General features: G+C 44.7%; 11 protein-coding genes and 1 riboswitch. Of the genes, 5 read left to right on the top strand and 6 right to left on the bottom strand.

Annotated features, from left to right (window positions below):
- Nucleotides 1-564: 564 nt before the first annotated feature.
- Together ACFO0S_RS01535 and ACFO0S_RS01530 are read right to left on the bottom strand one after the other, a co-directional pair.
- On the bottom strand, nucleotides 565-1,551 hold the full coding sequence (locus ACFO0S_RS01535) for a homoserine dehydrogenase (RefSeq protein ID WP_378139450.1): 987 nt from the start codon (nucleotides 1,549-1,551) through the stop codon (nucleotides 565-567).
- A 121-nt stretch (nucleotides 1,552-1,672) separates the two neighbouring features.
- Complete coding sequence (locus ACFO0S_RS01530; protein WP_378139448.1) at nucleotides 1,673-2,971, bottom strand: O-acetylhomoserine aminocarboxypropyltransferase/cysteine synthase family protein; 1,299 nt, start codon at nucleotides 2,969-2,971, stop codon at nucleotides 1,673-1,675.
- Between the two features lie 99 nt (nucleotides 2,972-3,070).
- Nucleotides 3,071-3,183: riboswitch (SAM riboswitch) on the bottom strand.
- Between the two features lie 244 nt (nucleotides 3,184-3,427).
- On the opposite strand from ACFO0S_RS01530, the gene ACFO0S_RS01525 reads away from it, so the two are divergent.
- From ACFO0S_RS01525 to ACFO0S_RS01505, 5 genes are all read left to right on the top strand, one after another.
- The gene (locus ACFO0S_RS01525; protein ID WP_378139446.1) at nucleotides 3,428-5,128 is read left to right on the top strand and encodes a M3 family oligoendopeptidase; all 1,701 of its coding nucleotides are present in this window, start codon (nucleotides 3,428-3,430) and stop codon (nucleotides 5,126-5,128) included.
- A gap of 106 nt (nucleotides 5,129-5,234) precedes the next feature.
- Entirely contained in the window at nucleotides 5,235-6,074 is an 840-nt protein-coding gene (locus ACFO0S_RS01520) for an STAS domain-containing protein (protein ID WP_378139444.1), read from the top strand.
- A gap of 116 nt (nucleotides 6,075-6,190) precedes the next feature.
- Nucleotides 6,191-7,411 (top strand): peptidase T, encoded by a 1,221-nt coding sequence (pepT, locus tag ACFO0S_RS01515; RefSeq protein WP_378139442.1) that lies wholly within the window; start codon nucleotides 6,191-6,193, stop codon nucleotides 7,409-7,411.
- Nucleotides 7,412-7,427: 16 nt separating this feature from the next.
- Complete coding sequence (locus ACFO0S_RS01510) at nucleotides 7,428-8,387, top strand: DMT family transporter (RefSeq protein ID WP_378139440.1); 960 nt, start codon at nucleotides 7,428-7,430, stop codon at nucleotides 8,385-8,387.
- Between the two features lie 437 nt (nucleotides 8,388-8,824).
- The gene (locus ACFO0S_RS01505; protein ID WP_378139438.1) at nucleotides 8,825-9,409 is read left to right on the top strand and encodes a hypothetical protein; all 585 of its coding nucleotides are present in this window, start codon (nucleotides 8,825-8,827) and stop codon (nucleotides 9,407-9,409) included.
- Nucleotides 9,410-9,457: 48 nt separating this feature from the next.
- Here ACFO0S_RS01505 and ACFO0S_RS01500 read toward each other — a convergent pair whose 3' ends face one another.
- The 4 genes from ACFO0S_RS01500 to ACFO0S_RS01485 all read right to left on the bottom strand — a co-directional run bounded on the left by ACFO0S_RS01500 (nucleotide 9,458) and on the right by ACFO0S_RS01485 (nucleotide 12,854).
- Nucleotides 9,458-10,606: a PstS family phosphate ABC transporter substrate-binding protein gene (locus ACFO0S_RS01500; RefSeq protein WP_378139436.1), complete on the bottom strand. Its 1,149-nt coding sequence runs from the start codon at nucleotides 10,604-10,606 to the stop codon at nucleotides 9,458-9,460.
- A 105-nt stretch (nucleotides 10,607-10,711) separates the two neighbouring features.
- Nucleotides 10,712-11,791 carry an AI-2E family transporter gene (locus ACFO0S_RS01495; RefSeq protein WP_378139434.1) on the bottom strand — a complete coding sequence of 360 codons (1,080 nt, stop codon included), beginning with the start codon at nucleotides 11,789-11,791 and terminating at the stop codon, nucleotides 10,712-10,714.
- The gene (locus ACFO0S_RS01490; RefSeq protein ID WP_378139432.1) at nucleotides 11,788-11,997 is read right to left on the bottom strand and encodes a hypothetical protein; all 210 of its coding nucleotides are present in this window, start codon (nucleotides 11,995-11,997) and stop codon (nucleotides 11,788-11,790) included. The genes ACFO0S_RS01495 and ACFO0S_RS01490 overlap by 4 nt, the downstream gene beginning before the upstream one ends.
- Nucleotides 11,994-12,854, bottom strand: a complete 861-nt coding sequence (locus ACFO0S_RS01485) for a squalene/phytoene synthase family protein (RefSeq protein WP_378139430.1) — start codon at nucleotides 12,852-12,854, stop codon at nucleotides 11,994-11,996. Before ACFO0S_RS01485 ends, ACFO0S_RS01490 begins: the two co-directional genes overlap by 4 nt.
- Between the last annotated feature and the right edge of the window lie 14 nt (nucleotides 12,855-12,868).

Below are 12,868 nucleotides of genomic sequence, written 5' to 3'. Positions count from 1 at the left end.
CATAGACGATTCCACCTAGAGCGATATGAGGGAGATCTTGCGAGCAAGAACTTGGGTATTCTGATTTTGAGAAAAGTTAGAGGCAAGCTAAAGGATTGTCGGAAGAAACCATAGAATTGTAGGGGAAATCTCTTGGATTGTCGGAAGAATCTTGTTTTTTGTGGGGTTGTTATTTTATTGTAGGAAAAGATGCGCGTATTGTAGGAAAAACATCATTTATTAGCGGACAAATCGCTCGTATTGTCTAGTGTTTCTTTCCCAAAAAAATTTGAAAAGACGCAAGGTAAAGCTTTACAGATGGAATCACAAGAATAGGGCTGCCCATGCATTATTTCTAGCATGGGACAGCCCTATTTGTTCATCTCTATACATAGCATCTGTAGGTGTTCAGAAGCCTGATTTTCTCGGAGTTTCTGGAGCAGGTCGCTTCACATCTGGCATTATCGAGTTGCGAACGCTAGAAACCCCTTCACTAATCCGTGACCTCCAGAAATGCAAAGGGCGCATTTTTGGAGCCCCCGTCTTAGCTCACGGTTTCTGAACGAGCGTTCTCCACATCTAATGTTAAATAGAAATCATAAACCCCGCCCGTTTCCCTATAATCTCCGCATAATCCTCGACCATGACGCTGGCGGTTGGATACATACCCGCGCCTGGGCCGACAAGTGTCAGAGTTCCAATGTAGTTCGTGTCGACAGCAACGGCATTGTTGACGCCTTCGATAGCGTAGAGTGGATGATCCGGACCGACAAGCTGTGGACCGACGGAGGCTTCCAGTCGCCCATTCGAGTGCTGGATGATTTCCGCTACATGACGGTAACGGAGTCCTTCTTCTTGCGCTCGTTTCACGTCTTCCAAAGTAATTGCATCGATTCCCTTCACATCCACTGCCTGTCGATCCGGTTGTTCGCTGAACGCGAGGGCACTTAAAATCATCAGTTTATGATACGCATCCATTCCCGATACGTCATTGTACGGGTCCGCTTCCGCATACCCAAGTGCCTGTGCATCGCGGAGCGCATCTTCAAATGAGCTATTATCCGTGCGCATCGACGTCAATATATAGTTCGATGTTCCGTTCAAGATGCCTTGAATCCGGTGGACAGAGTTGACCTGCAAAAGATTTTTCAGTGTCTTAATGACCGGGACGCCGCCAGCAGTCGTCGCCTCGTAACCAATATAGACATTTTTTGCTTTTGCACGTTCATGTAAATCGATATGATACCGTGAGAACATCACTTTGTTCGCAGTGATGACGTGACAGCCCTTGTCAATAGCGCGGCACAGGTACCCATAAGCTGGCTCTTCTCCGACGATGGCTTCAAACACGACTTGCAATCCTGGAATAGACAAGACCTCATCAAAGTTATCGGTGAAGCGGACGCCTGGTGCAGCAGGTCGTTCCTTCTCCAAATCACTTACAAGAATCGCGCCGACTTCAATATCCAGCCCAAGAGACTGATGAAGTTCTTCCCGCTTATCTTGCAGGATGCGATGAATCCCCTGCCCGACTGTTCCATATCCTAAAATTGCTGCTCGTAGTTTTGCCATGTCCATTCCTCCAACTCAAGATAATCTCGATGTCTGTTATTTTTCCTATTCTAGAGGATTGTGACCCAGAAAACAAGAAAAATCTTTCTATAGAGGACAAATGTTTTTCTTAAAAACACATTTAGACAGGAAGTGCTGCTTTTCGAATGGCTTGTAAACCTGCGTCGAGTGCCTCTGTAATATCATCGATATGCTCCAGTCCAATCGATAAGCGTACCAGTTCCGGAGTAACGCCTGAGCGTAACAGTTCTTCTCCCTCTCCTAACTGTTGGTGTGTGGTTGAAGCTGGATGGATGATCAATGATTTCGCATCCCCTACATTCGCCACGTGAGAGAACAGTGGAATCGAGTCAATCAAGAGACGACCTGCTTCTTTGCCTCCTCTGACTCCAAACGTTAAGATCGATCCTGCTCCCTGTGATAAATACTTTTGTGCTAGTTCATGCGACGGGTGGTCTTCAAGTCCTGGGTAGTTGACCCATTCCACATCTTCATGCTGCTTCAGGTATTCGGCAACAGCTTGCGCATTCTCATTATGTTTTGGTACACGTAGGTGTAGCGTCTCGAGTCCTTGTAGAAATGAGAACGCCGCTTCCGGACTAAGGGCTGGACCAAAATCACGAAGAAGCTGGACGCGCAACTTGATAGCAAATGCAACTTGAGCCACATCGATGCCGTAACGAAGGCCATTATAGGTCACGTCTGGTTCTGTGAAACCAGGAAACTTATCACTGTTCCAGTCAAAGTTGCCTCCGTCTACAACCACACCACCAATGGTCGTCCCGTGACCACCAATCCATTTCGTTGCCGAATGAATCACGACGTGGGCGCCATGCTTGATCGGTTGTGTTCCGTACGGTGTTGCGAACGTATTATCTATGAGAAGAGGTACGCCAATTTCATTAGCAACAGACGCTACTGCTTCGATATCGAGGACATGTAGACTTGGGTTTCCAATCGTCTCGGCAAAGAAGGCTTTCGTATTTGGTGTCACTGCTGCACGGAAGTTTTCCGGGTTCGTCACATCGACAAACTTCACTGTAATCCCGTAGCGAGGAAGCGTATGAGCGAATAGATTATACGTTCCGCCGTAAAGATTAGAAGCCGCTACAATTTCGTCTCCTGCCCCCGCAATGTTCAGAATGGAAAAAGCAATCGCCGACATGCCGGAAGATAAGGCAACTGCTGCTGTTCCTTCTTCTAGTTGAGCGACACGCTGCTCAAATACGTCTACTGTCGGATTACCAATGCGCGTATAGATGTTCCCCGCTTCTTTTAAGCCAAATAGGTTTTGGGCATGCTCCGTATTTTGGAACACAAAGGATGTCGTCTTGTGGATCGGCACTGCACGTGAACCGGTCACTGGATCTGGCTGTTGTCCTCCGTGAAGTAAAATCGTTTCTGGGCGTAAATTGGTCATTGTTCTTCCTCCTTTAATGTGTCAGATCAGACATCCAGAGAGGAAGTGACAATGCAAAAGCCCCTCTTCAGTTAAGAAGAGGGGCCTACGCTTGTCCTCCTCTTATCTTCCAGATCACAATTGAATCTGTAGGAATTAGCACCTTTCCAAGCAAATGCTTGTTGGTTGCCGGGCTTCGCAGGGCCTAGTCCCTCCGCCACTCTGGATAAGAGTATAATATACGTCTGTCTGTTGAATCGTAGTATAGGATACCTTTATTTTGTTTGTCAACTCCCAATTTCATACTAACTGCACATCTCAACTACATGAAAGTGTGCCCAATCCAGTCATTTCAACGATTACTACGATTTTTAATTTTCTGTTTTTTCTGCCGAAAACGCTTGCCAAAGCATGGAAAGTAAGAAACAATAGACGTTGAGACCTTCGGTAACTGAAGAAATGAAGGAGGAATACTGTATGACAACGAAATTTGAAGAGTATACATATGAACGTCCAGATATGTCTTCTCTAAAAGAACAAGCAAAAACCGCACTAGAAGCCTTTAAAGGCGCGAAGTCGTTTGATGAACAAAATGAAGCAATTAAGACGTTAAATAAGCTGCGTGCTGATTTCTCAACGATGGCTAACCTTGTATATATTCGTGCATCGATTGATACGAATGATGACTTCTACCAATCGGAGCGCGATTACTTCGATGAGATCTCTCCAGAGATGGAAGAAATCGTGACAGACTACTACAAAGCGTTGATCGAATCACCATTCCGTAGTGATTTAGAAGCACGTTGGGGGCAACAATTGTTTGACCTTGCCGAATTCCAAATCAAATCATTCTCACCTGAAATCATGCCACTTCTCCAAAAAGAAAACAAATTGGCATCGGACTACTCGAAGCTTGTCGCATCTGCACAAGTTGAATTCAACGGAGAAACGCTAACGCTTGCTCAACTCGGTCCTTATGCAGAGTCCACAGATCGTGAGACACGTAAAAAAGCGAAAGAGGCATCATTTGGCTTCTTCGCAGAGCATGCTGACAAATTTGACGAGATTTACGATCAACTGGTAAAAGTACGTACAGAAATCGCTAAAACACTCGGATACAATAACTTCGTTGAGCTTGGCTATATCCGTATGAACCGTATCGACTATTCGGCGGAAATGGTGAAAACGTTCCGCGACCAAGTCCGTGACTACATCGTACCTGTCGCAACAAAGCTTTATGAGAAACAAGCAAAGCGCATCGGTGTTGACAAGTTGAAGCATTACGATGAGCCGCTAACGTTCTTAACAGGAAACGCTACGCCACAAGGATCTCCTGAATGGATTATTGAAGGCGGAAAGAAAATGTATGAGGAACTGTCACCTGAAACAAACGAGTTCTTCCAGTTCATGCTTGATCGCAACCTGATGGACCTGGTTGCAAAAAAAGGGAAAGAAGCGGGTGGCTACTGTACGTTTATCGAAAACTACGATGCGCCGTTCATCTTCTCAAACTTTAACGGCACGTCTGGTGACATCGACGTGTTAACGCACGAAGCAGGTCACGCATTCCAAGTGTATTCAAGCCGCAATATCGGAATACCTGAGTACATCTGGCCAACATTTGAGTCCGCAGAGATCCATTCGATGAGTATGGAATTCTTCACATGGCCTTGGATGGAAAACTTCTTCAAAGATCAGACCGAGAAATACAAATACTCTCACTTAATGAGTGGACTGCTGTTCTTGCCATATGGCGTCGCGGTCGATGAGTTCCAACACGTCATTTATGAGAATCCGGAAATGACGCCTGCAGAGCGCAAAGCGGCATGGAAAAAGATTGAACAGACGTACTTGCCTCACCGTGATTATGATGGCAACCCGTACTTAGAAGAAGGCGCGTTCTGGCAACGTCAAGGACATATTTATGGGTCCCCGTTCTACTACATTGATTACACGCTTGCGCAAATCTGTGCGTTCCAGTTCTGGAAACGTTCACGTGAAGATTTCGACGGCGCATGGAAGGATTATCTGTACCTTTGTACGCTGGGTGGTTCTCTACCATTCACGAAACTCGTTTCTGCAGCAGGTCTCAAATCCCCATTTGAAGAAGGCGGAATTGAAGCGGTTGTCAAAGAAATTGAAGCGTATCTTGATAGCGTCAACGACGAAGAACTTTAATCTGGAAGAAAGGGGCGGCCACTGCGGCCGTCTCTTTTTCACTGTATTTTTTCCGTCGACTGTTCTACACTAGAAACTAAGTGTTGAACTAAGGAGAGATCGGATAATGAAGGAATCAAAGGAGCTGTATTCATATCTGTTGAACAAGACATGGGATCTCACAGAACAGTGGTATGCCAACTTAGACAAGAGTCATACAGGCGGTGTCTACGCTTCACAAGACCCGACCGTTATAGAAACTGTAAAAAAACAGAATCACGGTTTTCACGAACGGTTCTGTAAATTATTTATTGAAGATGAAGAAACGTTTTTAAAAGACTTTGAAGAATGGGTCATTGAAATTGCACGCGACCCAGAACACTTGAACACACCACTGCACCATATATTGCAGGAATTCTTTAATACGCAACAACAATATGTGGAGCTTATTTGTCAATACGAGCGAGAGCAAGAGGACCTTTCACATGAAGTAGTGCAGCAATGGATCATGGATATCACACATACATTCTCAAAGATTGTCACGTGGTTTACAGAGGAACATCACAACTACTCTGTAACTAAATTAAGGGCACAACAAGAAATGATTAACGAGCTCAGCTCCCCTGTCATTTCCTTAAGTAAAGGGATCGCTATCTTACCGCTAGTCGGTGATATTGATACGAACCGAGCAAAATACATCTTTGAAAATGCCTTAACTCAGTGCACACAAAAGCGTATCGATACGCTTCTCGTCGACATTTCCGGGGTTGCTATCATTGACACAATGGTCGCTCAACAGATCTTTCAATTGATAGAAGCGCTGCGACTCCTTGGCGTGAAATTTATCTTATCAGGCATTCGACCTGAGATTGCGCAAACCGCTGTTCAACTCGGCATCAACTTCAATGACATCCATACCATTTCGACGATTGAACGCGCTTTTGAGCGTATTTTCACAGAAAAATAAAACCCATTTGCTTCTCTTCGGAGGAGCATTTATTTGTGTCTGAACAAGTTTCGGAATCGTCAGATATCTGCTACACTGAAGAAGTGATTTTTAATTCGAGAGGAGAAATACTTTCCATGAAACAAACGCTAATTGACCGTTTAACTACTTATGCCAAAATAGATACACAATCAAATGCAGAGAGCCCAAGCTGCCCTTCGACAGAAGGGCAATGGGACCTATTGCACCTATTAGAAAAAGAACTTCATACAATGGGTTTGACCGAAATTTCGTTAGATGAAAATGGCTATTTATTTGCAACACTCCCGGCAACAACAGATGCAGATGTTCCTACCATCGGCTTCCTTGCTCACGTCGATACAGCAACGGACTACACAGGTAAAGATGTAAACCCTCAAGTGATTGAATCCTATGACGGGAAGGATATACAGCTGAGCGAGTCCGTGACGATGCATGTTTCGGACTTCCCAGAGCTTTCAAAATACACAGGACATACCCTGATGACAACGGATGGTACGACCCTGCTTGGCGCTGACAATAAAGCCGGTATTGCCATTATCTTAACAGCGATGGATTATTTCTTAGCCAATCCGGAAGTTCCTCACGGCAAGATTCGCATCGGATTTACACCGGATGAGGAGATCGGTCGTGGACCACACAAATTTGATGTCCAAGCATTTGGAGCAGATTATGCGTATACAATGGACGGCGGACCACTTGGAGAGCTACAGTATGAAAGCTTTAATGCAGCAGGTGCGCGCGTAACGACACACGGCGTCAGTGTACATCCAGGTTCTGCAAAAGATAAAATGGTCAATGCGATTACGATGGCAATGAAATTCCAGTCTCATATGCCAGTGAATGAAGTACCTGAAAAAACAGAAGGCTATGAAGGTTTTGTACATCTGATGGACATCCATGGAAAAGTGGAAAAAACGGTGATGGACTATATCATTCGTGACTTTGATAAATCAAAATTTGAAGAAAAGAAACAACGGTTCCATGACGCAGCACAAGCGATTCGCTCGGCTTATGGCGATCACGCCATTGAGGTTAAGTTAAATGATCAATATTACAACATGGGTGAGAAAATCACACCGGTGATGGAAATTGTGAATCAGGTGAAAACAATCATGGAAGATCTATCTATTGAGCCCCTCATTATCCCAATCCGTGGGGGTACAGACGGTTCTCAGCTTTCTTATATGGGCATGCCGACTCCAAACATCTTTACGGGTGGCGAGAACTACCATGGGAAATTCGAGTACATTTCAATCAACAATATGGAAAAAGCAACGGAAGTCGTGAAAGAGATCATCAAACGCGTAGGGAAGTAAGATTGGGGGAATGGCCATGAAAGCACTTGGGCTCGGTATAGTAGCTTCTCTCTTTTTTGCAGTGACATTCATTTTGAATCATGCAATGGAATTGTCCGGTGGAAACTGGATGTGGAGCGCCTCGTTGCGGTACTTTTTCATGGTCCCTTTTTTACTTGTCATTGTGCTGTGGAGAAAAGGATTGCCTGCTCTTAGGGAAGATATGCGAAAATCGCCAAAAACTTGGCTTATTTGGAGCTTTGTAGGATTTGTATTGTTTTATGCACCGCTTACCTATGCAGCTGCGTTCGGACCTGGTTGGCTTGTCGCAGGCATGTGGCAATTCACGATTATCGCAGGTATTTTTCTGGCCCCCCTATTTCTTAACGTATCCGGTGGGCGAGAAAAAATTCCACGAGCGGCCCTTGTCATCTCCGCCATCATTTTAATAGGCATTGTTTTGCTTCATTTGCCGCAAGCAGAAACCGTTTCTCTTTCTACTCTTATGATAGGCGCTCTTCCGGTCATGGTAGCAGCTTTTGCCTATCCACTCGGAAACCGGAAGATGATGGCCCACACGAATGGTCGACTTGACCCGTATCAGAGGGTACTAGGCATGACACTCGCCTCCTTGCCTATCTGGCTCCTACTTGCCATCTATGCAACCATGACGGTTGGGCTTCCCTCATCCGGGCAAGTGTTTCAATCGTTCTTAGTCGGTGTAAGTTCCGGAGTGGTCGCTACCGTCCTGTTCTTTATGGCAACAGATCTAGCTCGTCACAACCAAAGTCGCTTGGCAAGTGTGGAAGCGACCCAGTCGACAGAAATTTTATTTGTCGTAGCTGGTGAGATGCTGCTTCTTGGACTCCCACTCCCCACTCCTGTGGCTCTTTTCGGAATGGCTGTCATCGTCTTAGGCATGCTTGCTCATAGTTTACACACGATTTGGGAACAGAAAAAAAGTATACGTCTTCAACAAAAGCACATTTCGTCCTGAGGTGTGCTTTTTAAATTTGGCATTTTTCAAAGGGGGGACATTTAGAGAGCCCTTGAGACATTTGGCAAGGATAAGTTGTTTGATGCGAAGATTACGTAGAGTTGGTTCTGATTATAGTGCCAGTGATTTATGAATTTTTCTTCCGCGATGTGCGTAGAGAAACGAAAAAAGTATAACAAAAGCGCCAACCCGTGTGGTTGACGCTTTTTCTATTCTCTCACAATTGAGGGGGGTGAGAGATCCGTGTCCTTTTGGAGAAAAGCCACGATAGCTATTGACCTTATGGTAATGATAATCATTTTCAATTAAATAGTCAAGCGAGTTCTGAAAAAATCTTTTATACTGTAAGCATGATTACTTCTTACCAACGCCAACACCTTCTTCAATACAGTGTCTATCTGCAGCCCGCAGGTCCTGTTCTCTTTCATACAGGAGAAGTGAGAGAGCATCTTGGAGTTCTTCAAGAAATCACGCAGGCGCCACATAAAACGGCCACTGCTGCATATTTCACAAGACGTCTTGGTCTTTTTACATCAACACAGTTTTGGAATTATACGTTGTACGATGAATACTGGAGTGGAACAGCATCTGAAATTCATTGGATTGCAGTTCAGGAATTTGGACGGTTGAATGTCAGCGCATATATTGATGAATCTCAGTTTATAGTTTCTCCGGATGAGCGTCTGCGTGTCATTCAAAGCATCTGGCAACTGGTCACTGATACGATTGAATCCTTAAGCGCATCCCCCGCTATCCAGCGGATTCACTGGGAAAATGTCTTTGGCTATTTGATTTGGCATTACCATGTGTTCCTGCAACAGCCGGATATACAAGCAAAAGCTTTGGCGGACTGGGAAGTCATGCAAAGTCCCGAAGCTTTCCAAGGAGAAAACCTTTTCGCTGCCTTTACAAAGGGACGTTCACCAGGCGAGATGCTAAACGGGGTTGTCCGCACGACTTGCTGCCTAGCGAAAGATATTCCCGGGCAAGTCACATGTGGATTTTGCCCGCTAACGAATTAAACGAAGCCGCTACTTGAATTGATTTCCATGTAGCGGCTTTTGATTGAATTAATTTTTTGCGAGTGGCACATACCCAGCATGCTCCAGAAGGCGTTGCCCTTGTTTAGATGTGAACCAATCTACTAACTTGCGTGCTTCCGGGTGACTGTTTTGCGTCGTAATGATATAGAACTCTGCGCCAAATGGGTAACTTCCGTCCCCAATCGTTTCTTTCGTCGGCTTCACCCCGTTGATTGCCAAGTATTTGATTTGATCGTTCCCCACCATTTCTTGACCGTAAAAGCGGAAAGTGTACCCAATTGCATTTTTATGATTCTTGTACTCTGACACTTCATGGATAATCCCTCCCATCCCTGTTTGGATGTCTTCAGCGGGTGCCTCCATAACGGGCACGTCCCCCATGATTTTTAATAGAGTTGTTTGGCTTCCGCTATCGACCGGTCTTTGGAAGGCGCGAATCTTATCATCTTTCCCACCAAGCTCTGACCAGTTTGTGATTTGGCCACTATAAATGCCTTGAATCTCCTCTAATGTCACATCTTCTACTGGATTGTTCGCATGTGTAAAAAATACAAACGCTTCCCGACCAATTGGTGTCATTTGAAGCTCTACACCTTTTTGTTCGGCTGTCTGAAGCTGTCCCTGGGAAGGTCCTGCTACAAAGATGGCATCGACGCGTCCTTCAATCAGATTGGTATAGGCTTCCGGCGTTTGACTGACTAAGACTTTGCTTGCGTACGGATCATATTCATCTGCTGGATACATCATCTCGGCGGCAGCGGCATAGAGCGGATAAAGGGCCGTTGCCCCGTCTAGACGCGGAATATCTTTAGTGAATGTGATGTCAGGCGTTTCATCTAACGGCTTTAATTTATTGTCTGTAAAAGGCTGATACTCAAACACATTCACTTCGGCGGAAACCGTTGGAATCGAATCTTGATAAAGTTCATACAGGGGGTGGATCAACCCTGCCGTCATCAACACCGCAAAAATCTTTACCGTGCGTACTGTTTTTTGCCGAGAATCTCTGTGATATGCGTGAACAAATAATACAAATAGAAATACGAGTCCAATCACCAGTGGAATGAGCCACTCCCCCTCACCCGACAACGTCAACACAAATGCACTGACGAGTCCAATAAACCCTAATGATCCTACCACAAGCAAATAGTAAAACATATTCAATGCCGTTTTCATTCCCACATCCCCTTTACTTTCTCTTCCTTTAGTTAACCACAAATCGTTGGAAAAGGTTCCCATACATTGAAAAAAGTCACCCCTTAAAGAGGTGACTTCTTTGAATTAGACATCTTTATTTGCTGTGTCTTTGATTTCCCCTCGATGTGCGTAAATGTTACTTAAAATAGTTTTGATCACGGCATATACAGGAATCGCAAGGATTATTCCCCAGAGACCTGCTAAACTTCCGGCAGATAAAATAATCGTAATGACGGTTAACGGATGGATGTCGAGTGATTTCCCCATCACATTCGGTGTGATTAAGTTACTCTCAATCTGTTGGGCAACCAACATAATGATGGCTACCCAAAGTGCCATAATGGGCTCTTGGGTAAACGCGATAATCATCGCTGGTATGACAGCTAAATAAGGTCCAAGAAACGGAATAACATTCGTTAACATACCAAATAACGCAAGAAGTAAAGAATATCTTAAACCGATAATTAAATAGCCAATTAACAGCATGATTCCGACTAAGAAACTGACAAGGAGTTGTCCTTGAATATACGTACGTAACGTTTCATCAATATCGGCAAGTGTTTTTCGGATCCATGTTTTCTTATCGCCTTTAAAGAACTTTGCGACAAATGGGGCAAACTTTTCATGGTCTTTTAACAGATAGATCAAGAAAAATGGTACTAAGACCAACATGAATATCCCTTGGAACAAGCCTTGGAAGAAAGTGATTAATATGGTACCTCCAGAAACTGCAAATTCATTGGCACGACCAATTGCATCTTGGATTGATTGTTGCATAGAGTCAGGTAGGCGATCACGCTGTTGCAAAAGGTAATCCGTCATATTCTCTATGTCTTCTACTAGCTCTGGACCATTATCCACCAGGTCATTGATTTGCTTCGTTAACATCGGACCTACAAGAGAAGAGAATCCACTTAATAAGGCAAGTAATAAGAGCAAAACAAGACTAATCGATCCCCATCTTGGCATTCCTTTCTTCTCGATCCATTTCACAAGAGGGCGAGCCAGATAGAATAATACCCCACCTAGTAGCAGTGGGATGAAAATCGTGCGTAAGATTACAAAAAACGGGTTAAAGATAGCCTGAACCTCGACTATCATTCGAATAATCACAAGGGCGAGCAAAATGGCAACGCCCACTTGGAACCATAATTTTTTTGTCATGAGTTACGCTCCTCTTTAGGCTTTGGGTCGACTTTATCAATGTCTTCTTTCAGTAAAATGAAGCCAATGAGCGCAGATAAGAGAGATGCACCAATGGTGATCAGCACTTTATTTTGAAAGGTGACATCGGGATGATCACGTAAGACCAGCACCGATAAGACGGCGGATACGACCATAATCGGAACGAGCCATTTTATTTTTTTCATGTGCGTTCCTCCCAATCGTCCCCTGCCACTTCTTGTACAGTTCGTTCTACTTCCGCGCGCGTCATTTTTTCTTTCCCTTGTTTCATCGCATCGAGTGTCTTATGGGCAAACGTCAAAGGTAACTGACAAAACAAACGAATGCTGCGTTTGTTGATGTCTTCCATATAGGCATCGGCCTTTGCTAAATTCTCTTCCGCATAAGCGAACATATCAGCCCGCGACCAATCGTCCGGAAAATAACCGACCCCACGCTCTGAGTCTTCTTCTTGGTTCCGCAATATATTGACGGCTTGTAGTCCGCGACCATAGCCAATGGCCAGATTACGATCTGTGCGAATGCCCGCGTCCCACTCCCATAAATCGGACAACATGACGCCTACTAAACCTGCTACGTAGTACGTATAATCATCCAAATCTTCTTTAGTGGTAACGACCCAGTCTTTCAAGGCCCACTTCGCCATCCCTTCTGCCATCTCAGCTGTCGCCAGTTGCATACGCCGTCTGGCACCTTCTGGGCAAAATTCCACCCATTCAGCTAACCTCAGTGTCACTTCAGGAAGCAAATGACGAATCGGTTGGAGCATTTGTTGGTACGCTACATCATCAAATTTCGCTTCGAGAAGTGCCGCGGTTTTTTGCAATACTTTCGCTTTCTGCTCTTTTGGAATGTCTTCGTGGTCTTCAATCTCATCAATAGCACGCATACATAGGTAAGCAGAAGCTACGGCTTTCTTTAAATCACGTTGTAAAAAAGTAATTGGTATATAGAACGTGCGACTCGTTTCTTTCAGGACACGCATCGCACCTTTAGTTGCTGGATTGGCTTTCACAGAAATCCTCCATTCTGGATTGTTCATCTCACTTCATTGTA

It is taken from the genome of Chryseomicrobium palamuruense, from assembly GCF_042649045.1.
GTDB lineage: Bacteria > Bacillota > Bacilli > Bacillales_A > Planococcaceae > Chryseomicrobium > Chryseomicrobium palamuruense.
The sequence above is the reverse complement of the archived record's forward strand: the minus strand, read 5'-3'. Positions and strand labels throughout refer to the sequence as shown.